We start from the raw sequence: 23,191 nt of genomic DNA, 5'->3' as shown, positions 1-23,191 counted from the left end.
TTTCTTGCAACAGGACACCTATCCTGTTACATAAATAATATATGAAATTGGAGGGTGATCATTTGGAAAAACCTGTATTTAAACGTGTTGTTCTGAAAGTTAGTGGGGAGTCGCTGTCAGGTCCTAACGGTTACGGTATTGATGCGGATACAATTGCGTCGATTGCTGAACAAGTTAAGGACGTGGTGGAACTAGGAGTAGAAGTTGCTATTGTGTGCGGAGGCGGTAATATCTGGCGTGGTATTGCTGGAAGTGCCAATGGGATTGACCGGGCAACGGCAGATTACATGGGTATGCTTGCAACCGTGATGAACTCATTGGCTCTACAGGATGCTTTGGAACAGATTGAAGTGCCTACGCGTGTACAAACGTCCATCGCAATGCAACAGATTGCAGAACCTTACATTCGCCGTAGAGCTATTCGTCATCTGGAAAAAGGTCGGGTCGTAATTTTTGCTGCAGGTACGGGTAATCCGTTCTTCTCGACTGATACTACAGCTGCTTTGCGTGCCGCTGAGATCGAAGCAGAAGTAATTCTGATGGCTAAAAATAAAGTAGATGGTGTGTACTCCGCCGATCCGTTTAAAGATAGCACAGCTGAAAAATATGAGCAGCTCACGTATTTGGATGTGCTTAATAAAAATCTTGGTGTCATGGATTCTACAGCTTCCTCGCTGTGCATGGATAACAATATTCCGTTGATTGTCTTTGCTATTACAGAGCAAGGTAACATTAAACGTGTCGTACTGGGTGAAAAAATTGGTACGATCGTCAAAGGGAGTGTAAATTAATGCCACAATCTGTGAAAAAGAGCGCTGAAGAGCGCATGCAAAAAGCAATCCAGGCATTGCAACGTGATCTTGCATCTTTGCGTGCAGGACGGGCAACACCAGCATTACTGGACCGTGTGCAGGTTGAATATTACGGCGCAATGACTCCAGTCAATCAGCTGGCGAATATCAATACACCTGACAGTCGGACCTTGATGATTCAGCCTTGGGACAAATCTTCTTTGGCTGATATCGAACGCGCTATCCAAAAATCCGATTTGGGTTTGACACCTTCGAATGATGGTAACACCATTCGTCTGAGTATTCCTGCTTTAACGGAGGAGCGCAGAACTGATTTGGTGAAGCTGACGAAAAAGAGCGGTGAAGAAGCGAAAATCGCTATTCGTAACATTCGTCGTGATGCAAACGATGATATTAAAAAAATGGAGAAAAGTGATATTTCCGAGGACGAATCTCGTAAGCATCAGGAAGATATCCAGAAGACGACTGATAAGTTTATCGCTGAAGTGGATAAAGTTTTAGCTGCAAAAGAAAAAGAAATTATGGAAGTTTAAAAAGATTGGCAGCCCCTCCCTTACGGTGGGGTTTGTCTCTTTTCAAGCCTGAGGCACATTTTCAGAGAATGCTGGAGGAACTGGAATGATCAAACGGGTTCGGTCTTGGTGGAACGGGGAACAAAAACAGCAAACACCGGCCATTTCAAAAGACAATATTCCGCAGCATGTTGCTGTCATCATGGATGGGAACGGCAGATGGGCCAAACGGATTGGAATGCCGCGGATTGTAGGGCATCAAAATGGAATGAAGGCAGTGAAACGCACAGCAATTGCAGCGGATGAACTGGGTATTAAGTATTTAACTTTATTTGCTTTTTCAACTGAGAATTGGACGCGTCCAAAGGACGAAGTTGATTTTCTAATGAAATTGCCTCAAGAATTTTTGACAATTGAGCTGGATGAGCTGATTGAAAAAAATGTGCAAGTGCGTATGATGGGGAACAAGGAACATTTACCTTCCCATACCGTTGAAGCGCTGACTGAAGCGACTCGACGTACTGAAAATAATACCGGACTTGTACTTAATTTTGCATTAAATTATGGCAGTCGGTTGGAAATCACAGAGTGCATGCAAGCATTGGGCCGACAAATTGAGGATGGAAAGCTGAAGCCGGAAGATATAACATCTGAGCTAATTGGCAACACGTTGCTTTCTACTGGTATGCCAGATCCTGATTTATTGATTCGAACAAGCGGGGAACTTAGACTCAGTAATTTTATGCTTTGGCAGCTTGCATATAGTGAGTTGTGGTTTACTGATATTTATTGGCCCGAGTTTAAAAAAGAGCATTTATACGAAGCAGTGATCGAATATCAGAAAAGATCACGACGGTATGGCGGACTGAAGTAAATGGAGGATGAAAGCCGTTGAGACAGAGATTAATTACCGGTATTCTGGCAGGCATATTCTTTTTGGCAATGGTCCTGTGGGGCGGCTTGGCCTACCATTTGCTTATATTGGTGATGGCCCTAATCGGATTTTATGAGTTCGCACGAATGACGCAGGTATCTCCTTTTGGAGGTACGGCACTGCTTGGCTACGTAAGCATATTAGCATTTGTATTCCCATATCAACCTCTGGGTTTACACACACCGCTATCCTTTGCCAGTTTGCTTTGGTTGGTAATGATAGTGTTTATGATGATCACGGTAGGAACGAAAAATAAAATCCCAATTCAAACGGTAGCTATACTATTTCTTGGTACTGTATATATAGGATTTGGATTTTCGTATATTGCAGAATCACGTCATATGGAACATGGACTGTTATGGACTTTTTTGTTGTTGTCTTGTATTTGGGCAAGTGATGCAGGGGCATATTTTGTAGGCAAAATGGTAGGAAAGACGAAGCTATGGCCTGCGATTAGTCCAAACAAAACGGTTGAAGGGTCCATTGGCGGAGTTGTTTTAGCTTTGGTTGTAGCTCTGGTATTCGCTGGATTATCAGGTGGACTGCTGCCCTGGGGTAAAGCCTTCGGCATCGGTTTGTCATGTGCTGTTGTGGGACAACTGGGCGATTTGGTACAATCTGCATACAAACGAGTGTACGGCATTAAAGATTCTGGTAATCTGCTGCCAGGACACGGTGGTATACTAGACCGCTGCGACAGCTGGATTGTCGTTTTTCCATTTGTACATATGCTGATGCTGCTTCCATGAGTCTGGTAATTACAACTTATGCTCAGGATCAACCTTTATGTTGTTCCTCCTGCGCTATTAGAAGGATGGTAGCAGCTGTATAGTTGCCTGGGTAACAAACAATGAGCTCCTGATTAAAGTGATTTTCAGGATAGGAAGGTGCATCATGAAAAGAATTACGGTACTTGGTTCAACCGGCTCTATTGGAACTCAAACACTGGATGTGGTGTCCATGCACCCAGATCAGTTCACTGTTGAGGCTTTAGCAGGCGGCTCCAATGTAAAGTTACTTGCTGAGCAAGCACATCTCTATCATCCTAAAAAAGTGTCTGTCGGTACTCAGCAGTTAGCGGATGAAATTCGTCCTTTACTGCCTTCTGGAATCGAACTACACTGGGGAAATGAAGGACTTGTTGAGCTGGCCGCGAATACAGAGGCGGATATGGTTGTGACGGCTGTAATGGGCAGTGTCGGATTGCACTCCACGCTGGCCGCGATTGAGGCTGGAAAACAGGTCGGTTTGGCTAACAAGGAAACACTGGTTACTGCTGGTCATCTGGTCACTGCGCGAGCTCGGGCGAAAGGAGTGCCGTTGCTGCCGATTGACAGTGAGCATTCAGCTATTTTCCAATGTCTGAATGGTGAGCGTATGAAAGATGTGGCACATATTACCCTCACAGCATCAGGCGGTTCTTTTCGAGATTTGACAAGGGAACAGCTGCGTGAAGTTACTGTGGAAGATGCACTTAAGCATCCTAATTGGTCAATGGGGGCCAAAATTACAATTGATTCAGCAACGATGGTAAACAAAGGGCTGGAAGTCATTGAGGCACATTGGCTGTTCGGACTTAGCTATGAGCAGATCCATGTGTTGCTTCATCCGGAAAGCATTATTCATTCCTACGTCGAGTTTCAGGATACAAGCATTGTTGCTCAACTTGGGAACCCGGACATGAGAGTACCCATTCAATATGCATTGACTTATCCTGAGCGGATGAAGTCTCCGGCAAAGCCTCTGTCACTGGCTGAAGTGGGAAAACTCCACTTTAAGGAAATGGATTTTAATCGTTTTCCTTGTTTAAGGCTTGCCTTCGAATGTGGTAAAATGGGTGGTACAGCACCGACCGCATTTAATGCTGCTAATGAGATTGCTGTTGCCCGTTTCTTGCGTGGAGAAATTTCTTTTCTGCATATTGAAGCTATTATTGAACAGGTGCTCGAACAGCATGTCAATATGGCTGATCCTGATTTGTCTGCGATTGAAACCTGTGACCGCGAAACTCGTAGTATAGCTGCGAGGTTGTAGGCTAATGTTGGGGTCAAGAACGAATTGTGATTCTCTTGTGCGGGTTCAGAGAATAATGATAATCTAGGAAGACAAACTTGATCTCATTGAAAGGGGAACGGAAACGATTGGAAACGATTCAAATAGTGTTGATGACGGTGCTCATGTTTTTCGTCATAGTGACGGTGCATGAATGGGGGCATTATTATTTTGCCAAACGCGCCGGGATTCTGGTACGGGAGTTTGCGATCGGTTTCGGTCCGAAACTGTTCTCTTATAAAAGAAACGAGACACGATTTACACTACGGTTGCTGCCGTTCGGTGGTTTTGCCCGCATGGCGGGAGAGGATCCGGAGGTCAATGAAATTGAAACCGGACAAACGATTGCTGTACGCGTAACAGATGGCGTCGTTAAGACCATCTATTTGGACCAACTGGATAACCGCAAGAATGTTGTGCGCGGTGAAGTGTTGGATATTGATCTGGAACAAGCGCTAACTGTAAAATTAGATGTGGATGGCGAAGATCAGCAATATACTGTGCATCCACAAGCGATGATGGTAACCAAAGGACAATCCATTCAAATTGCACCGAAGGATCGACAGTATGGGAGTAAAACAGTGGGACAGCGTGCGATGGCTATATTTGCTGGACCACTGATGAATTTTATTCTTGCCTTTATTCTGTTTGGTCTGCATATCCAGATGGTCGGCATACAAGTGGACAACCCAACTTATGTTCAAATTAGTGAAATTACAGCAGGTATGCCTGCTGCTGAAGCTGATTTGCATAAGGGAGATATCATTGAATCGGTGAACGGAGTTGCAATTGGTGCGAATGTTGAAAACATGATCAAACTGATTGCGGATTCTCAAGACAAGCCGATGAAGTGGACAGTTCGCCGTGATGATAAAACCTTTGATCTTACTATTACACCTCGTGCAATGGAAGGACAAAAGGGTGGCAAGGTGGGCATTGTGCCTGAACTTCCAAAACGCCAAGCAGGTGTTGGGGAAACATTCAAATTTGCCGGACAATCCATGGTCAGAACGACAGATATTATTTTTCAAGGATTTAGCCAGCTTATCCAACGTTTTTCTATCAATGACCTGGGAGGCCCCGTACGTACTTTTGAAGTGACGGGACAAATTGCTAAGCAAGGCATTGAGCAGTTGACATATTGGACTGCGATCATGAGTCTTTATCTGGGGATATTCAATCTATTGCCTATTCCGGCTTTGGATGGAAGTAGACTTGTTTTCCTTGGGGTTGAGGCGGTAAGAGGACGTCCTGTTGATCCGAGCAGGGAAGGAATGGTCCATTTCGTTGGTTTTGCTATGCTATTCCTACTTATGATTGCGGTCACGTATAACGATATTTTACGCTTAATTAATGGTTAATTAGAGACGGACATTATAAAAATGGTCTGTATGGGAGGACATGCATTTCTATGTCGAACGATAAACAGTTTGTCGAGGAAATCACGCCGCAGAGCGAAGATTTTTCCCGATGGTATATTGATGTTATTAAAAAAGCAGAACTGATGGATTACTCGCCGGTTCGCGGGTGTATTGTATTCCGTCCCGATGGTTTTGAGATTTGGGAGCACATTAAGGAAGCTATGGACGTACGTTTCAGAGAAACGGGTCATCGCAATGCTTATTTTCCAATGTTTATCCCAGAAAGCTTTTTCCAAAAAGAAAAAGAGCATGTGGAGGGATTTAATCCTGAACTGCCATGGGTGACTGAGGCTGGTGGGGAAAAGCTGGAAGAACGTCTTGCAATCCGTCCAACTTCGGAAACCATGATCGGTCATATGTACTCCAAATGGATTCAATCCTATCGTGATCTGCCTGTGCTCATTAACCAATGGGCTAATGTGGTGCGTTGGGAAAAACGTACGCTGCCTTTCTTGCGAACAAGTGAATTTTTGTGGCAAGAAGGTCACACAGCTCATGAAACAGAAGAAGAAGCACGTGAAGAAACGATGAAAATGCTGGAAGTTTATCGTGAGGTCATCGAGGAAGTTCTAGCTATTCCGGTTATAACTGGACAGAAAACACCTTCTGAAAAGTTCGCAGGTGCGAAGGATACATTTTCACTGGAAGCGATGATGAGAGATGGACGTGCGGTACAAGCTGGAACATCCCACTATATGGGAACTAACTTTGCCGTAGCATTTGACATTAAATATTTGAGTCGTGAAAACAACCTGGAATTCGCGCATACGACATCTTGGGGAACAAGTACACGTTTGATCGGTGCATTAATTATGGTCCATGGAGATGACCGTGGTCTTGCACTGCCTCCTAAAGTGGCACCTACTCAGGTTATTATGGTTCCTATTGGACCACCTAAGAAACGTGATGCAGTTATCGCTCGTGCAGATGAATTGTTTGCTGAGTTGAAACAAGCGGGTGTCCGTGTTAAAATGGACGACCGCAGTGATGTAAGTCCAGGCTGGAAATTTAATGAATATGAAATGCGCGGTGTACCGGTTCGTCTGGAGATCGGCCCTCGTGATATGGAAAACGGTGTCTGTGTTCTTGTATCCCGTATCAGCGGTGAGAAAAAAATTGTACAACAGGACAATCTGCTTGAAGAAGTACACGCGATGCTCGCACAGGTACAACAAGAGATGTTTGACCGTGCGAAGAACTTCATGGAAGAAAACTTCTATTCCGTCGATACGTTGGATGAAATGAAGACTCTCATGGAAGAAAAACGTGGCTTTACTTTGGCTGGTTGGTGCGGATCTGAAGAATGTGAAGACAAAGTTAAAGAAGTGACAGGCGCTACGAGCCGTAACATACCGTTTAAAACAACTGAGCAAAAGACCACATGTTTGTGCTGTGGCAAACCAGCCAAGCATACAGTAGTGTTCGCACGGGCGTACTAATAAAGAAGAGCAATACCCTATACTTACTTCATTCTCTTCGCCAACAGGAATAGCTGTTACTGGATAATATTCCGGACTATCTATATCGTTGTGATGAGGGTTGAAGAAGGCTACGAAAAGCTTTTGCGGTCGGAGATGTTTTAGACGCAGAAGCTTTTCATGTTTTCAGAATGGTAGATTGGAAATTGGGGGGAGAGTCATGGGCGGAGCTGAAGAAAAGAGAAAGCGGCTGGAGCTGCTGATGAAGCAGGTTGTAATGCCGGCGGGAGTGGTTGATCCTTATTTTTTGGACGGTTGGATTGATCAGGTTGAGATTAGCCGTACCAACAAGGATTGGAATATCACTATTGCCAAAGAGACACTGGTCCCCGCTCAGGTGTATCGTACGTTCTGTATTCAAGTACAGGAAAAAATGAGCCATATCGCTAAAATCACATTCCGCTTTCAGTACAGTGAGCAGGTTCAACCTGGTGATATTATCGGTGAATACTGGAAGCTTTTTTTAGAGTGGGTGCACCGTGAAATTCCATCTGTTAACGGTTGGATGAACCGGGCTGTGCATGAGTGGGAAGACGGTCTATTATTACTAACAATGAGCGATAGTATGTCATTGGAACTGGCGCGCAAAAAGCAGATAGATCAAGCTATTATTAAGTTTTACGATAAATATTTTGGGATCTCTATGCGCATTAAAGTCCAGGTGGGTGAAAGTAACCAGGAGGCATTACAGGAATTCCAAGAAAAGAAGATGCAAGAAGAACGCGAAGTTATTCAGCAGATGATGGAAAGTATGGAATCCGAGATGCCGCCTTTGGAAGAAGAAGAAGGAGACGTACGGCTTCAATTTGGTTATGACATCAAAGAACCGGCTATTCCGATGCAAGAGATTCAGGACGAAGAAAAGAAAGTCACCCTACAAGGAACAATCTTCGGTTTGGACAGTAAAGAATTGCGCAACGGCAGTACATTGTTTACGTATTATTTGACCGACTTTAGTGATTCCCTGCAAATGAAAATGTTTGCTAAAACTAAAGAAGATCTAAAAATTCTCAGTCTGTTGGCTAACGGTAAATGGGTCAAAGTGCGGGGAAGAGTTGAATATGACCGTTTTATGCAAATTCCCGAGCTGGTTATGATTCCTTCCGATCTAGTTGAAGTACAGGCTCCACCCGGACGTAAGGATAATGCAGCGGAAAAACGGGTTGAGTTTCATCTGCACACAAAGATGAGTGCAATGGATGCTGTCGCCTCGATTGATCAATATGTCAAAACAGCCGCCAAATGGGGGCACAAGGCGATTGCGGTCACCGATCATGGCGGTGTGCAATGCTACCCTGATGCCGCTAAGGCTGCAAAGAAAAATGGCATTAAGATGATCTACGGTGTTGAGGCCAATGTGGTTAATGATGCTGTTGAGGTTGTAATGCAGGCACAGCCATTAAATTTGAAAACAGCGACTTATGTCGTTTTTGATATTGAAACCACCGGTCTATCAGTTACACAAAATAAAATCATAGAGATTGCTGCTGTTAAAATGCATGAGGGCAAGGAAATTGATCGTTATGCAACCTTTGTCAATCCGCATGAACGTATACCATACAACATTCAGCAACTGACCAACATTAACGATGAAATGGTCAAGGATGCGCCGGATGTGGAACCTGTTATGAAGGAGTTCGTAGCTTTTGCTGGCGATGCTGTATTGGTTGCCCATAATGCGCGGTTTGATATCGGCTTTATCCAGGCCACCCTTCGAAAGATGGGTTTGCCCGAAATGACCAATCCGGTACTGGATACGCTCGAACTGGCTCGTTTACTGTTTCCAACAATGAAAAACCATCGTCTGAATACGTTGACGAGCAAATATAAAGTGGCACTAGAAAGTCATCACCGAGCCATTGACGATACAGTCGCACTGACTGAAGTGCTAAATGGCTTGCTGAATGATGCGGAACAAATTAAGGGATTAAAAATGCTCGATCGTCTGAATGATTATGTAGGTAAGGATCTATCGACTGTTCGTCCTTTCCACTGCTGCATTTATGCTCTCAATCCGGTTGGTAAAAAAAATCTGTACAAGCTGGTTTCCATGTCTCATACCGAATATTTCAAGCGTGTGCCTTGTATTCCTAAATCGAAATTGTCTGAGATGAGAGACGGATTGCTTATTATTTCTGGCTGTGAAAAAGGAGAATTCTTCGAGGCTGTGTTAAACAAGTCCGAGGAAGAAGCCGAGGAGATTGCACAGTTTTATGATGTGCTGGAGATTCAACCTTTGACGATGTATATGCATCTGGTGGAAAAGCAGCTTGTAAGCGGGCCTGATGCACTAAAAACGGCCATTCGCAAAGTATGCGACATAGGAAAACGCCTTGATAAGCCCGTAATTGCTACAGGCAATGTTCACTATTTGGAAACTCGCGATAAGCTGTACCGTGATATTACTATTCATGGCATTACTGGTTTTAGCCCGCTAAAGGACATCCGAAAGCCAGATGCTCATTTGCGGACAACGGATGAAATGCTGGCAGAGTTCGAGTTTTTGGGTGAGGAAAAAGCGTATGAAGTCGTTGTGAAAAACACTAGTGAGCTGGCAGAGCGTTTTGAAGAACTGGAACTGTTCCCCGACAAGCTTTTTACGCCATTGCTGGACGGAGCAGACGAGGAAATTCGTAATACATGCTATGAGACGGCTCGATCCATTTATGGTGAATCCTTACCTGAGGTTGTTGTAGCTCGCCTTGAAAAAGAATTGGAACCTATTATTAAATATGGTTTCTCCGCTAACTATCTCATTTCTGAACGTCTGGTTAAAAAGTCTAATCAGGATGGATACTTGGTAGGTTCACGGGGTTCTGTTGGTTCTTCTGTAGTTGCTACTTTTCTCGGTATTTCTGAGGTAAATCCACTGCCCGCCCATTATATTTGCGGTAATTCTGAATGTAGACACAGCGAATGGTTTTTGGATGGAAGTGTGCCGAGCGGTTTTGACTTGCCAGATAAAAACTGTCCGAATTGCGGTGGCAAGCTCAAGGGTGAGGGACAGGATATACCTTTTGAAACGTTCCTCGGTTTTAAAGGAGATAAAGTTCCCGATATTGACTTGAACTTCTCTGGTGAATATCAACCTGTTGCCCATAACTATACAAAAGTACTGTTTGGTGAAAAAAGTGTTTTCCGTGCAGGAACCATTGGTACAGTTGCTGAGAAAACGGCGTTTGGTTTTGCCAAAAAATATGAAGAGGCACATCATAAAAAATGGCGTGGAGCCGAGCTGAACAGGCTGGCTTCTGGTTGTACGGGTGTAAAACGTAGTACCGGACAGCATCCGGGCGGGATCGTTGTTGTTCCCGATTATATTGAGGTCGAGGACATTACACCGGTGCAGTATCCGGCTGATGATACGAGCTCGGAATGGAAAACGACGCATTTTGATTATCACGCTTTTGATGCGAACTTACTCAAGCTCGATATTCTGGGCCATGATGATCCGACCATGATGAGAATGCTTCAGGATTTGACCGGGGTTGACCCTACGACCATTCCAATGAATGATCCCAAGGTGATGAGCATGTTCAATTCCACGGAGGCACTCGGTGTAACACCGCAGCAGATTCGCACGCCTGTCGCCACCTATGGTGTACCAGAGATGGGGACAAAATTTGTACGCCAGATGCTGGTAGAGTCGCAGCCGAGTTCTTTTGCCGATTTACTGCAAATATCCGGTTTGTCTCACGGGACGGGTGTATGGCTAGGGAATGCACAAGAGTTGATTAAAAATAATACATGTAACATCAAGACCGTAATTGGTTGTCGGGATGATATCATGCTGTTTTTGATTTACAAGGCTGGGATGGATGCAGGTCTGGCCTTTAAAATTACGGAGAGCGTACGTAAAGGTAAAGGACTTAGTGCCGAATGGATTGAAGAAATGAAAAAATGCAAGGTGCCGCAGTGGTACATTGATTCCTGTCTAAAAATCCAGTACATGTTCCCGAAGGCGCATGCTGCAGCCTATGTTATTTCAGCCGTGCGTACAGCATATTTCAAGCTGTATCATCCGATCGAGTATTATGCAACTTACTTCTCAGTACGTGCAGCCGATTTTGATATTGACCTGTGCTGTCAGGGGTATGATGCGATCGCACGGAAGATTGTCGAAATTGAGCAGCTTGGTTTTCAGGCGCCACCTAAAGAAAAAGGGATGCTTCCAATCCTGGAGATGGCTTTGGAAATGACGGCTCGCGGGTTTAGTTTTAAATCCATTGATTTGTACCGTTCCGAAGCTACTCGTTTCAAAGTGGACGGGGACTCGCTCATTCCTCCGTTCGGAGCTCTTCAGGGTATTGGAGATAATGCAGCACGTAACATCGCAGCTGCCCGTGAACAAGGTGAATTTTTGTCCGTTGAGGATTTTCAACAGAAATCGAAGGCTAGTAAAACGATTGTCGAAATGCTGTCCCAGATGGGATGCTTTCGAGGTCTGCCAGAGAGTAATCAGCTGTCTCTGTTTTAATCCGAACTATAGTAGTCAAGCTCTGGCACTTGTCACATAACTACGGTTATGTTATAATTTTTTTGGTAATCATGGAGATAAAACCGTTGCTAAAAGAGTGGGGAAACCCACTCTTTACTGTTTGATATACAGGTACAACGTGAAAAAAAGGTTATTTTTGGGCAGGCAACCGGTACGCCGGTTTATTTGCAGTGAGCCCAAAATGAACATTACATCAAATGAAAATGAAAATGCCGGTGATGGAGAAGCATTGCCCACGGCAAGAGGGTATCTCTTTTTCACCACAGGAAAGTTCACTTTTGGAGGTTATAATCTTTGAGCACACCAAAGATCAAATCAGTAGTAGAAGAAATGGCCCAACCTTACCTCGATGAGCATGGTTTTGAACTGGTCGATGTCGAGTATGTCAAAGAGGGTAGCAATTGGTTTCTTCGCGTTTTTGTAGATAAAGACGGAGGAATTGATCTGGACGACTGTAGTATGATCAGTGAATATTTGGGTCAAAAGCTGGATGAAAATGACCCTGTTTCTACAGCATATTTTCTGGAGGTGTCTTCACCAGGCGCCGAGAGACCGCTGAAAAAAGCGGAGGATGTCACTAAAGCGGTAGGCAAAAACGTATTCGTTACTACATACGAGCCGATTAACGGTCTGAAGGAATTCGAAGGCCGTTTGCTTTCTTTTGAAGATGGGGAACTCACCGTCCAAAGTGGACAAAAGAAGCATACCATACCTTATGACAAGGTAGCTGGTGCAAGGCTCGCGATCATATTTTAATTCAGATTTGATTGTTGCTGTTTGACATGTACTACATGTTTTTTGCCTCGTGTGCCGACCAGTACGCAGGTGCCATCATTTGAAAGGGGGAGCAGTAATCCATGAGTATGGATTTTATTGAAGCAATGAACGAGTTGGAAAGAGAAAAGGGGATCAGTAAGGACGTGCTGTTTGAGGCCATTGAAGCAGCCCTGATCTCCAGCTACAAACGGAATTTCAATACCGCACAAAACGTGCGTGTTGATATGAACCGCAACTCGGGAGTCATTAAGGTATATGCCCGCAAGCTGATTGTTGAGGAGGTATTGGATCCTCGTACCGAGATTTCGTTGCCGGCAGCCCGTGAGATTAACCCACATTTTCAGTTGGAGGATATCGCTGAAATTGAAGTCACACCACGTGATTTTGGACGGATTGCTGCACAAACAGCGAAGCAGGTCGTGACCCAGCGCATTCGCGAAGCGGAACGGGGACTGATCTACAACAAGTTTGTGGACAAGGAAGAGGATATTGTAACAGGAACTGTACAGCGCCAAGATCCACGTAATATTTATATTGATCTTGGTAAGGTGGAAGCAGTTCTTCCGTTGAGTGAGCTAATGCCTAATGAGAAATTCAACCATTTGGATCGGATTAAGGCTTATATTACCAAGGTGGAGAACACAACCAAAGGACCGCAAATTATGCTGTCCCGATCACATCCGGGTCTGCTTAAGCGTTTGTTCGAACTCGAAGTGCCTGAAATTTTTGACGGTGTTGTAGAGATTCGTTCCGTAGCGCGTGAAGCAGGCTTCCGTTCTAAAATCGCTGTTCATTCTCGTAACGCCGAGGTTGATCCGGTAGGTTCTTGTGTGGGACCAAGAGGAACGCGGGTGCAGACCATTGTAAACGAGCTGCGTGGCGAAAAAATCGACATTGTACGCTATTCTGATAATGTTGATGAATACGTGGCTAATGCTTTGAGTCCGTCCAAGGTGCTTGAAGTACAGGTATTTGAAGAAGAGAAAATGGCTCGCGTTATAGTACCTGATTATCAGCTTTCTCTAGCTATTGGTATCAAAGGGCAAAATGCTCGCCTTGCTGCTAAGCTTACTGGCTGGAAAATTGATATTAAGAGTGAAACACAGGCGGAGGAAGAACTCGGCAGACCGAGAACATCCACCGATGAAATGCATCAGGATTCCGTTTCTGTAGATTAAGCGGAGTGTAGGGGGGTTAATGCATGAAACAGAGAAAGATACCTTTGCGTAAATGTGTCGCCTGTCATGAAATGATGCCAAAGAAGCAGTTAATCCGTGTCGTCAAAACCCCTGAAGACGAAGTGTTGATTGACTTGACTGGCAAAAAGTCGGGACGCGGCGCTTACTTGTGCGGCAAAGCCGCCTGCTTCAAGCTGGCTCAAAAGAGCAAGGCACTGGATCGAGCATTGAAGCACTCGGTCCATCCTGATATTTATGAGCAGCTAAGTCGTGATTTTGCTGCCGTCGAGGAAGAATTCCTGGCGGCACAAGGCAGCGTGCAGGATGAATAAGGCGCTGTCTGGATTGGGGCTTGCCATGAGAGCTGGCAAGTTGCTAACAGGTGATGAGATCGTTTATAAAGCGATCAGGTCTTCAGAAGCCAAGCTGGTCATTCTTGCGAAAGATGCTTCAATGAATACTCAAAAGAAATTCCGCGACAAATGCGGGACGTACAAAATCCCCTTATTGATAGGATTTGACCGGGAAAGCTTGGGAAGCAGCATCGGCAAACCTGAACGGGTCGTGCTGGCTGTGACGGATCAAGGATTCGCGAAATTGATCATGAAACATGCGGGGATAATGTCGGAGGTGGAGTATATTGAGTAAACAAGAAAGCAAAGACAAAGTGCGGGTATACGAATACGCCAAATCGTTGAACATGAGCAGCAAAGAAATTATCACCATTCTTAAACGGCTGGATATTCCCGTGAACAACCATATGAGCGTCATGGAACATGATGCCGTAGGTAAAGTGGAAAATTTTTTTAAGAATATTAAATCCAATGCTGCGGTCAAGCAAGGCGAAGCAGGTACGGCGCAAGTAAGCTCGAATCAGACCGGTTCAAGCCAGAATAGTAATCATTCAACGGAGCAAACCAAAAATCAACAGGAAAAGCAGGTAAGTATGAATAGGACAAACAACAACCAAAACAGTAACCGAAGCAGCGCTCCAAAAGCGCAAAGCAGTCAGCAGGGCGGTCAAAACCGCAGTCAACAAGGTTCTACTAGACCAGGCGGCCAGCAAGGCACTCAGAACCGCAGTAATGGTCAACAGCAGGGAGGACAACAGCGTACCGGTAGCAATAACACAGGTTCACGTCCTCAGGGAAGCAGCCAGGGTGGTGCGGCAGTAAGAACTTCTTCTTCGGCAGGAAGCAATAATTCCAACCGCAGTGGTGGCAGCCGTACAGGTGGCAACTCCAACAACAGCGGTAACCGTTCCGGTCAAGGACGTTTTGACGATAACCGTCAAGGCGGAGGGCGCGGTGGTAACGGTGGTCGTGGAGGCAACAACCGTGGTGGAAACAATCGTGGTGGTAAATTCAACAACCGTGGTAAAGGTCAACAACAGGAGCGTCGCGAGAAAATCGACAACACGCCTAAGAAAATTATTGTGCGTGGTGAGATGACTGTAGGCGAAACAGCCAAGCTTCTTCACAAGGATGCTTCAGAAGTCATCAAAAAATTGATCATGCTCGGAACAATGGCGACCATCAACCAAGAACTGGATATGGATACCATTCTCTTGCTTGCTGGTGACTTTGGCGTCGAGGTAGAAGTGAAAATCCCAGTGGAAGAAGATCGTTTTGAAACTGTGGAAGAAAATGATGATCCAGCGGATTTGAGAACACGTCCACCGGTTGTAACAATTATGGGTCACGTCGATCATGGTAAAACAACTTTGCTGGATGCCATTCGCTCCACGAATGTAACAGGTGGTGAAGCTGGCGGTATTACACAGCACATTGGTGCATACCAAGTTGAAATTAACAGCAAAAAAATCACTTTCTTGGATACACCAGGTCACGAAGCCTTTACCGCTATGCGTGCACGTGGTGCTCAAGTAACAGATATGACGATTATTGTGGTTGCAGCTGATGACGGTGTTATGCCACAAACGGTTGAAGCCATTAGCCATGCAAAAGCAGCAGGTCTACCAATAATCGTAGCTGTAAACAAAATCGACAAACCGGATGCCAACCCGGACAAAGTAAAGCAAGAACTTACAGAATATGAATTGGTGCCCGAAGAGTGGGGCGGCGATACAATTTTTGTCAATGTTTCCGCTAAACAAAGAATGGGCCTGGAAGATTTGCTCGAAATGATTCTGCTCGTAGCTGAAGTGAATGAGTACAAAGCGAACCCAGATAAACGGGCGCGTGGTACTATTATTGAGGCTGAGCTGGATAAAGGTCGCGGTTCTGTAGCCCGTATTCTCGTTCAAAACGGGACACTGAAAGTCGGCGATGCATTCGTAGCAGGTAACTGCTTCGGACGTGTACGTGCTATGGTTAACGATAAAGGTCGTCGTCTTAAGGAAGCAGGTCCTTCCACTCCAGTTGAAATTACTGGTCTGACGGAAGTTCCACTTGCAGGCGATCCGTTCATGGTGTTCGAGGATGAGCGTAAGGCTCGTGCTATCGCTGATAAACGTGCGATTACGCAACGTCAATCTGATCTGGGCAGTAATACCCGCGTAACGCTGGATGACCTGTTCCAACACATCAAGGATGGCGAGATGAAGGATCTGAACGTCATTATTAAAGGTGACGTACAAGGTTCTGTCGAAGCGCTGAAAGGCTCCTTGAACAAGATTGAAGTTGAAGGTGTACGCGTCAAAATTCTTCACAGTGGTGCAGGTGCAATCACCGAATCCGATATTATTTTGGCTGCGGCATCCAATGCTATTGTTATTGGCTTTAACGTTCGTCCTGATAATCAGGCGAAATCTACAGCGGAAGCTGAAAAAGTGGACATTCGTCTGCATCGCGTTATTTACAATGTTATTGAAGAAATCGAGCAGGCTATGAAAGGTATGCTGGACCCTGAATATAAAGAAAATGTGATCGGTCACGCTGAAGTTCGTAACGTGTTTAAAGTTACTAAAGTCGGTACGATTGCTGGTTGCATGGTGACGTCCGGCAAAATTACTCGTTCAGCAGAAGCACGTCTGATTCGTGATGGCATCGTTATTTTTGAAGGTAAAATCGACTCACTGAAACGCTTTAAGGACGACGCAAAAGAAGTTGCCCAAGGTTACGAATGTGGTATCACCCTTGATGGTTATAATGATGTTAAGGAATCCGACATTATTGAAGCGTTCGTCATGGAAACAGTGGAGCGCTAACGGCAGAGAGGTGAGCACCCATGGCTAAAATACGTACAGGTCGAGTTGGCGAGCAGATTAAAAAGGAACTAAGCCTACTCATACAGACCGAATTAAAAGACCCACGTATCGGTTTTATTACGGTGACTGGTGTCGATGTCACAAACGATTTGTCCCAAGCGAAAGTATACTTGAGCGTACTTGGAGATGAAGAACAAAAAACTTCTTCTCTGAAGGCGCTGGACAAAGCGAACGGTTATCTCCGTTCTGAACTTGGCAAACGGATACGGCTTCGCCATATTCCTGAGCTGATTTTCAAAATTGACGAATCTATTGCTTATGGCAGCCGAATTGAAAAGCTGTTGAGTGATATCGACAAGGATGAGAAATAGGAATTTTTGTTAGTCTGAAGAACCATGAACTGAATGTAAAGGAGACGGCAATGCATACCTATGAACAGGCGCTTCAACAAGCGAAGGAATTTATTCTGGAGCATGATGATTACCTGATCGTATCGCATGTACAGCCGGACGGAGACGCAGTCAGCTCCACCGTAACGGTGGGCTGGCTTCTCTCATGTCTGGGGAAGAAATTTACCATGCTGAATGAGGGACCTATTCCTAAACGCATGGATTTTTTATGGCATGCCGATGAGATTATGGATATGAGTCAACAACCGCCAGAACGGAAATACAACCGGATCATTTGTGTAGATTGTGCGGATTACCGTCGTGTTGGTTTGACAGAGCAGTTTTTTACGGAAGATGCCATTATTCTGAATATCGATCATCATCCAACGAACGATGCTTATGGTACGGTTAATGTGATTAAGTCAGATGCTGCGGCAACAGCGGAAATCCTTTTTGATTTATTGGAAAAGTTTGCAGTAACTTGGGATGTCGAAGTAGCAACAGCTGTATATACAGGGTTGTTAACAGATACGGGAGGCTTCCGCTACTCCAATACTTCACCGAAAGTGATGTCTACGGTATCACAGCTACTTGCTTATGGTGTAGATGGCCCATTTTTGTCCGAGAAATTGCTCGAGGAAATGACATTTCCCCAAATGAAAGTACTAACCAAAGCATTGCAAACGCTCACTATGTCGGAGGACGGTAAAGTTGCTTGGGTCGTTGTAACACCTGATGATATGATGGAATGTGGTGCTGTAAATGAGGACTTGGAAGGCATCGTGAATTATCCAAGAAATATTCGTGGGGTTGAAGTCGGTATTTTCTTTAAAGTTATTAATGATCAAGCGACCAAGGCTAGTTTGAGATCGGCAGGGAATGTTGATGTAGCTGCGCTGGCTCAATCATTTGGGGGCGGCGGACATGTACGTGCGGCTGGCTGTCGACTAGAGGGTAAGCTGGAAGATATCATTGAGACAGTTGTAGGGCGGGTGAAGTCTGAGCTATGAACCCAATAAAGAAGGAACAGGCAACTTGGGAAGGTGTTCTACCTGTTTATAAACCTGCTGGATTTACCTCTCATGATGTGGTGGCCAAGGCTCGCCGTTTATTGGGGATGAAGCGAATAGGACATACTGGGACACTAGATCCGCAGGTAACCGGTGTTCTGCCCTTGTGTCTGGGACGCGCTACCCGAGTGGTGGAGTACATGCAAGAGCGACCCAAGGAATACCGGGCTACACTGCGCTTAGGCATTGCCACTGATACCGAAGACCTGACTGGGACAATAACAGAAGAGAGCGAACGTCCGGTTGAGGTGACCGAAATGGAAGCCAAAGCGGTTTTGGAGCGTTTCGTTGGTACGATCTCCCAAGTCCCACCCATGTACTCTGCCCTCAAAGTAGATGGAAAACGTCTATACGAGCTGGCTCGAGAGGGCAAAACCGTGGAGCGTAAAAGTCGTGAAGTGAGCATTTACGAGCTGGAAATGACGGGATTTGCGAAGATGGGGACGCATGTGGATATTTCTTTTCGTGCTTTATGCTCCAAAGGTACTTACATCCGTACACTATGTGTTGATATTGGCCGTGAATTGGGATATCCTTCAACAATGGTTAAGCTGGAGCGAACCATGTCTGCGGGAATTTCTACAGAACATTGTTTAACATTTGAAGAAATTGAGCGCTATGTAGCCGATGGTAGCCTAGGTGAGCGGCTTATCGCCACCGATAAAGCAATTGACTATATGCCTGAGCATACAGTGGCTGAATCCAAGGCAGCTGCGGCTCTGCAAGGCCAACGCCTGTCACTGAGTATGATTTCACCACCAGTGACAGACAACCAGCCTTTCCGATTATATAAAGAGGATAAAACGTTTTTAGGCATATATGGACGGGATGAATCAGGTGCGATCGCTCCAATTAAAGTTTTTTTAAGTTTGTAGGATTTATAAATTTTCAGCGGAGCTGAATCATTCTATAATCGTCAGAGATTTTCTCCTAGACTGCGGCCTGGCTTCTGTGAAATTATGCTGATAGACGTTTTTCACCTTGAATTGTGCTATAATTTTTGACGAAGTTAGTCAAATGATGTGAAATGCAGGTGAATGAATATGATTACCGTATCGTTATCTTATCCTTTGAGTGATGAGCTATTGCAGCAATGGGGACGTCCACAAGTCACGGCGATCGGCCAGTTCGACGGCCTTCATCTGGGACATGCAAGCGTGATACGCAAGGCCGTCGCGCTCGCTCGCGAACAGAAAGTGCCAGTATCTGTCATGACATTTCACCCTCATCCGAAGGAAGTCATGAAAAAAGGCGATTATGAAGGTTATTTAACACCGCTTGCGGATAAGCAGACTATTCTGTCCGATATGGGTGTGGATGTACTTTATATTTTAAGTTTTAACGAAGAATTTTCCAAGGTTAGCCCGGAGGCTTTTATAACAGACGTGTTACTCCCATTACAAATTCTAACGGCGGTAGTAGGTTTTGATTTTAGGTTTGGCCACCGGGGAGCCGGGCATGAGGATACGCTTCGGAAGCTGGGAGGAGAGCTGATGTCTGTCTACACTGTACCACCGTTCGAACTGGATGGGGATAAGGTAAGCAGCTCAGGCATTCGCCGTGCTTTACAGACGGGGGATTTAGCACATGCCTCGCGCTGGTTGGGACGCCCTTATCGTATCCAGGGTACTGTGATGGATGGTGAGAAGCGCGGACGCACAATCGGTTTTCCGACAGCTAATCTCAAGCTGGATGATTCTTATGTCATTCCGGTTAAGGGTGTATATGCTGTACGGGCGCTCATAGGTGATCATTGGATAAATGGTGTAATGAATGTAGGGGTTAAGCCTACTTTTCATGAAGGTGTGCTGAATCCGTCGTTTGAGGTACATCTTTTTGATTTTAATCAACAAATTTATGGGGAGTCTGTGCTCGTTGAGCTTCACCATTACATCCGCCCTGAACGCAAATTCTCTTCGGTGGATGAACTGATCAGCCAAATTGGCAATGACGCACAAACGGCTAAAAAGCTGTTGGGCTAATTTATTTACATAAGACAGGCGCTGTGTTATACTGACTTATGTTGTGTAAACAACGATGAACCTTAGCTTGGTTGTCCGCTTTCACCGGCGGTTACGAGGCTAATGGCGATTATAATGAAGGAGGTGAACAGGATGGCATTGACTCAAGAGCGTAAACAGCAATTGATCGAGGAGTACAAAACTCATGAATCCGATACAGGATCACCTGAGGTACAAATCGCTATCCTTACTGAAAACATCGTCAACTTGCAAAGTCACTTTCGTTCGCACAAGAAAGACCATCACTCCCGCCGCGGGTTGTTGAAAATGGTCGGTCAGCGTCGTAAACTTTTGGCTTACCTGAAGAAGACTGATGTTAAACGTTACAGTGCGTTGATCGAGCGTCTCGGACTGCGTCGTTAATTTTCAGACATGTAATGAGAAAAGAAGCCTGGTTGTTCACCGCTTGTCCCTGCTAAGGCGACGGCGGACAGCAGCCGGGTTCTTTTTTGAAATGAGGAATCTTTTTTTGAATTACATATCCTATTTTGTCTGTGAATTTCTTATGAATAAGACCTGCGCAGGAAATACTGGATGTGTATAGAACTTTTACAATGAAATGAAATGGAGGGATACCATGGAGCAACGCGTAGAAATGCAACTCGGCGGAAGAAAGCTGGTGCTTGAAACAGGACGTCTTGCAAAACAAGCCAATGCGGCAGTTAAGGTGAGTTACGGAGAAACAGTTGTGCTGTGTACTGTGACCGCTTCCCGTGAACCGAAAGATTTGGACTTTTTTCCGCTGACCGTGAACTATGAGGAAAGATTGTATGCTGTGGGGAAAATTCCTGGCGGATTCATTAAGCGTGAAGGACGCCCGAGTCAAAAGGCGATTTTATCCAGTCGTTTGACAGACCGTCCAATTCGCCCATTGTTTCCTGAAGGTTTCCGCAATGATGTGCAGGTGTTAAACCTAGTCATGAGTGTTGATCAGGATTGCGAACCAGAAATTGCAGCCATGATTGGAACCTCAGCAGCACTCAGTATTTCGGATGTTCCTTTTAACGGTCCAATTGGCGGAGTTGCTGTAGGTCGTGTAAACGGACAATTTGTGATTAATCCAGATATTGCACAGCAAAACGCAAGCGATCTGTATCTCGTTGTAGCTGGAACAAAAGATGCCATTATGATGGTAGAAGCAGAAGGCGATGAGATTCCAGAGGAAGTTATGCTCGAAGCTATTATGTTCGGACATGATGAGATTAAGAACATTGTGGCAGTTATTGAACAATTGGTGCAAGTAGCAGGTAAAGAAAAAATGCAGGTTAAGCTGCATGCTGTTGATGAAAAAGTGAACAGTGAAGTACGTGCTTATGCAGCTGATCGTTTGGTGAAAGCTGTTAAAATTGCAGAAAAACATGCCCGCCAAGAGGCGATTGATGCAGTTAATGAAGAGACCGTTGCCCATTTTGAAGCACAATACATAGAGACACCTGAGCTTTTGAGTGATGTGAGCGAAGTTCTCTATGATATCGTTAAGGAAGAAGTTCGTCGTCTGATTACGCATGATAAAGTGCGCCCTGATGGTCGTAAGCTTGACGAAATTCGTCCAATTGAAAGCGACACTAGCATTTTGCCGCGTACGCACGGTTCAGGCTTGTTTACACGTGGGCAAACGCAGGCGCTTAGCGTTTGTACTCTTGGTGCACTAGGGGATGTACAAATTCTGGATGGTATTGATCTGGAAGAAACCAAACGCTTCATGCATCATTACAATTTCCCTCCATTCAGCGTAGGTGAGGCTCGTCCATTGCGCGCGCCGGGTCGTCGTGAAATCGGACATGGTGCTCTTGGTGAGCGTGCGCTTTCCAAAGTAATTCCTTCCGAAACTGAATTTCCGTACACGATCCGTCTGGTTTCCGAAGTGCTGGAATCGAATGGATCGACCTCACAAGCTAGTATTTGTGCAAGCACACTGGCCATGATGGATGCAGGTGTACCGATTAAAGCTCCAGTTGCAGGCGTAGCTATGGGATTGATCAAGGATGGAGATCATGTTTCCGTACTGACGGATATTCAGGGTATGGAAGATCATCTGGGCGATATGGACTTTAAAGTTGCTGGTACTGCGGAAGGCGTAACTGCCATTCAAATGGATATTAAAATTGACGGTATTGACCGCAATATTTTACAGGATGCGCTCAAGCAAGCCAGAGAAGGACGTTTGTTTATTCTTGGAAAAATGATGGAAGCGATCCAGAAACCACGTGAGCAATTGTCTCCGTATGCTCCAAAAATTATGACAATGCACATTAACCCGGACAAAATCCGTGATGTTATTGGAGCTGGTGGTAAAATCATCAACAAGATCATCGAAGAAACCGGCGTGAAAATCGATATTGAACAAGATGGTCGTGTGTTCATCGCTTCTACAAATCAAGAGATGAATGAGAAGGCGCGTTCCATTATTGAAGGTATCGTAAAAGAAGTCGTGGTCGGCGAGATTTACATCGGTACAGTCAAACGAATTGAAAAATTCGGCGCATTTGTTGAAATTTTACCGGGTAAAGATGGTCTGGTTCATATTTCTCAACTGTCTACTGAGCGTGTAGCCAAAGTTGAAGATGTCATTGCTATTGGTGATACGATTACAGTGAAAGTAACTGAAATCGATCAGCAAGGTCGTGTCAATTTGTCCCGTAAGGCAGTACTGACGGCTGAAGCTCCTGCTAAGTCCTAGGTTGTGGTTCGCATACCACAGGGAGTCTATACGTTTGTACAAAATAAGGGGTTTGAATAGCATTAATTAAGTTTTTGGAAAGAGGCAGAGCTACGTTTCTGGCTCTTTTTTCATACATATGCACAAGTTGCACCCAAGTGGGCTTCTATAGCTTACTACGTCATAGATCTTGTCCTTCTCGCATACAATGTGGACAAACG

19 protein-coding genes are annotated in these 23,191 nt (G+C 45.0%); all 19 read left to right on the top strand.

All coding sequences use genetic code 11. From position 1 onward, the window contains the following. Positions 1–62: 62 nt before the first annotated feature. The 19 genes from pyrH to pnp all read left to right on the top strand — a co-directional run bounded on the left by pyrH (position 63) and on the right by pnp (position 22,991). The gene (pyrH, locus tag BN1546_RS01465) at positions 63–791 is read left to right on the top strand and encodes a UMP kinase (protein ID WP_013309918.1); all 729 of its coding nucleotides are present in this window, start codon (positions 63–65) and stop codon (positions 789–791) included. Next, positions 791–1,345: a ribosome recycling factor gene (gene frr / locus BN1546_RS01460; RefSeq protein WP_014599669.1), complete on the top strand. Its 555-nt coding sequence runs from the start codon at positions 791–793 to the stop codon at positions 1,343–1,345. The genes pyrH and frr overlap by 1 nt, the downstream gene beginning before the upstream one ends. An 85-nt stretch (positions 1,346–1,430) precedes the next feature. Continuing rightward, a complete protein-coding gene (locus tag BN1546_RS01455) occupies positions 1,431–2,198 on the top strand; it encodes an isoprenyl transferase (RefSeq protein ID WP_090735494.1) in 768 nt (255 codons plus the stop codon). Positions 2,199–2,215: 17 nt separating this feature from the next. Then, positions 2,216–3,007, top strand: coding sequence for a phosphatidate cytidylyltransferase (locus tag BN1546_RS01450; protein ID WP_090735491.1), 792 nt, complete (start codon positions 2,216–2,218; stop codon positions 3,005–3,007). Between the two features lie 145 nt (positions 3,008–3,152). Beyond that, a complete protein-coding gene (locus tag BN1546_RS01445; RefSeq protein ID WP_090735488.1) occupies positions 3,153–4,292 on the top strand; it encodes a 1-deoxy-D-xylulose-5-phosphate reductoisomerase in 1,140 nt (379 codons plus the stop codon). Between the two features lie 107 nt (positions 4,293–4,399). Continuing rightward, positions 4,400–5,671, top strand: a complete 1,272-nt coding sequence (gene rseP / locus BN1546_RS01440; RefSeq protein WP_013370715.1) for an RIP metalloprotease RseP — start codon at positions 4,400–4,402, stop codon at positions 5,669–5,671. A gap of 50 nt (positions 5,672–5,721) precedes the next feature. Continuing rightward, the gene (gene proS / locus BN1546_RS01435) at positions 5,722–7,170 is read left to right on the top strand and encodes a proline--tRNA ligase (protein WP_013370716.1); all 1,449 of its coding nucleotides are present in this window, start codon (positions 5,722–5,724) and stop codon (positions 7,168–7,170) included. A 199-nt stretch (positions 7,171–7,369) separates the two neighbouring features. After that, positions 7,370–11,686: a PolC-type DNA polymerase III gene (locus BN1546_RS01430; protein ID WP_013370717.1), complete on the top strand. Its 4,317-nt coding sequence runs from the start codon at positions 7,370–7,372 to the stop codon at positions 11,684–11,686. A 315-nt stretch (positions 11,687–12,001) separates the two neighbouring features. Next, positions 12,002–12,463 (top strand): ribosome maturation factor RimP, encoded by a 462-nt coding sequence (gene rimP / locus BN1546_RS01425; RefSeq protein ID WP_013370719.1) that lies wholly within the window; start codon positions 12,002–12,004, stop codon positions 12,461–12,463. A 101-nt stretch (positions 12,464–12,564) separates the two neighbouring features. After that, positions 12,565–13,662: a transcription termination factor NusA gene (nusA, locus tag BN1546_RS01420; protein ID WP_016820980.1), complete on the top strand. Its 1,098-nt coding sequence runs from the start codon at positions 12,565–12,567 to the stop codon at positions 13,660–13,662. A gap of 23 nt (positions 13,663–13,685) precedes the next feature. After that, a complete protein-coding gene (gene rnpM / locus BN1546_RS01415; protein WP_007430067.1) occupies positions 13,686–13,994 on the top strand; it encodes an RNase P modulator RnpM in 309 nt (102 codons plus the stop codon). Next, positions 13,987–14,310: a L7Ae/L30e/S12e/Gadd45 family ribosomal protein gene (locus tag BN1546_RS01410; RefSeq protein ID WP_007430068.1), complete on the top strand. Its 324-nt coding sequence runs from the start codon at positions 13,987–13,989 to the stop codon at positions 14,308–14,310. Before rnpM ends, BN1546_RS01410 begins: the two co-directional genes overlap by 8 nt. Further along, the gene (infB, locus tag BN1546_RS01405) at positions 14,303–16,831 is read left to right on the top strand and encodes a translation initiation factor IF-2 (protein WP_090735485.1); all 2,529 of its coding nucleotides are present in this window, start codon (positions 14,303–14,305) and stop codon (positions 16,829–16,831) included. The genes BN1546_RS01410 and infB overlap by 8 nt, the downstream gene beginning before the upstream one ends. A gap of 20 nt (positions 16,832–16,851) precedes the next feature. Beyond that, the gene (gene rbfA / locus BN1546_RS01400) at positions 16,852–17,202 is read left to right on the top strand and encodes a 30S ribosome-binding factor RbfA (protein ID WP_013370723.1); all 351 of its coding nucleotides are present in this window, start codon (positions 16,852–16,854) and stop codon (positions 17,200–17,202) included. A gap of 50 nt (positions 17,203–17,252) precedes the next feature. Continuing rightward, the gene (locus tag BN1546_RS01395) at positions 17,253–18,230 is read left to right on the top strand and encodes a DHH family phosphoesterase (protein ID WP_090735482.1); all 978 of its coding nucleotides are present in this window, start codon (positions 17,253–17,255) and stop codon (positions 18,228–18,230) included. After that, entirely contained in the window at positions 18,227–19,165 is a 939-nt protein-coding gene (gene truB, locus BN1546_RS01390) for a tRNA pseudouridine(55) synthase TruB (protein ID WP_090735479.1), read from the top strand. The genes BN1546_RS01395 and truB overlap by 4 nt, the downstream gene beginning before the upstream one ends. Before the next feature lie 168 nt (positions 19,166–19,333). After that, positions 19,334–20,272: a bifunctional riboflavin kinase/FAD synthetase gene (locus BN1546_RS01385; protein ID WP_025679739.1), complete on the top strand. Its 939-nt coding sequence runs from the start codon at positions 19,334–19,336 to the stop codon at positions 20,270–20,272. Between the two features lie 132 nt (positions 20,273–20,404). Next, positions 20,405–20,674, top strand: a complete 270-nt coding sequence (gene rpsO / locus BN1546_RS01380; RefSeq protein WP_007430074.1) for a 30S ribosomal protein S15 — start codon at positions 20,405–20,407, stop codon at positions 20,672–20,674. Between the two features lie 214 nt (positions 20,675–20,888). Beyond that, entirely contained in the window at positions 20,889–22,991 is a 2,103-nt protein-coding gene (gene pnp, locus BN1546_RS01375) for a polyribonucleotide nucleotidyltransferase (protein ID WP_090735477.1), read from the top strand. Positions 22,992–23,191: the final 200 nt, after the last annotated feature.

Source organism: Paenibacillus sp. Mc5Re-14 (assembly GCF_001049835.1).
Lineage (GTDB): Bacteria > Bacillota > Bacilli > Paenibacillales > Paenibacillaceae > Paenibacillus > Paenibacillus polymyxa_C.
The sequence above is the reverse complement of the archived record's forward strand: the minus strand, read 5'-3'. Positions and strand labels throughout refer to the sequence as shown.

Bases quoted from the DNA above. Each gene is read 5' to 3' on its own strand.
- frr (WP_014599669.1), top strand. From the start codon at position 791: ATGCCACAATCTGTGAAAAAGAGCGCTGAAGAGCGCATGCAAAAAGCA.
- BN1546_RS01455 (WP_090735494.1), top strand. From the start codon at position 1,431: ATGATCAAACGGGTTCGGTCTTGGTGGAACGGGGAACAAAAACAGCAA.
- BN1546_RS01445 (WP_090735488.1), top strand. From the start codon at position 3,153: ATGAAAAGAATTACGGTACTTGGTTCAACCGGCTCTATTGGAACTCAA.
- proS (WP_013370716.1), top strand. From the start codon at position 5,722: ATGTCGAACGATAAACAGTTTGTCGAGGAAATCACGCCGCAGAGCGAA.
- BN1546_RS01430 (WP_013370717.1), top strand. From the start codon at position 7,370: ATGGGCGGAGCTGAAGAAAAGAGAAAGCGGCTGGAGCTGCTGATGAAG.
- nusA (WP_016820980.1), top strand. From the start codon at position 12,565: ATGAGTATGGATTTTATTGAAGCAATGAACGAGTTGGAAAGAGAAAAG.
- rnpM (WP_007430067.1), top strand. From the start codon at position 13,686: ATGAAACAGAGAAAGATACCTTTGCGTAAATGTGTCGCCTGTCATGAA.
- BN1546_RS01410 (WP_007430068.1), top strand. From the start codon at position 13,987: ATGAATAAGGCGCTGTCTGGATTGGGGCTTGCCATGAGAGCTGGCAAG.
- rbfA (WP_013370723.1), top strand. From the start codon at position 16,852: ATGGCTAAAATACGTACAGGTCGAGTTGGCGAGCAGATTAAAAAGGAA.
- BN1546_RS01395 (WP_090735482.1), top strand. From the start codon at position 17,253: ATGCATACCTATGAACAGGCGCTTCAACAAGCGAAGGAATTTATTCTG.
- truB (WP_090735479.1), top strand. From the start codon at position 18,227: ATGAACCCAATAAAGAAGGAACAGGCAACTTGGGAAGGTGTTCTACCT.
- BN1546_RS01385 (WP_025679739.1), top strand. From the start codon at position 19,334: ATGATTACCGTATCGTTATCTTATCCTTTGAGTGATGAGCTATTGCAG.
- rpsO (WP_007430074.1), top strand. From the start codon at position 20,405: ATGGCATTGACTCAAGAGCGTAAACAGCAATTGATCGAGGAGTACAAA.
- pnp (WP_090735477.1), top strand. From the start codon at position 20,889: ATGGAGCAACGCGTAGAAATGCAACTCGGCGGAAGAAAGCTGGTGCTT.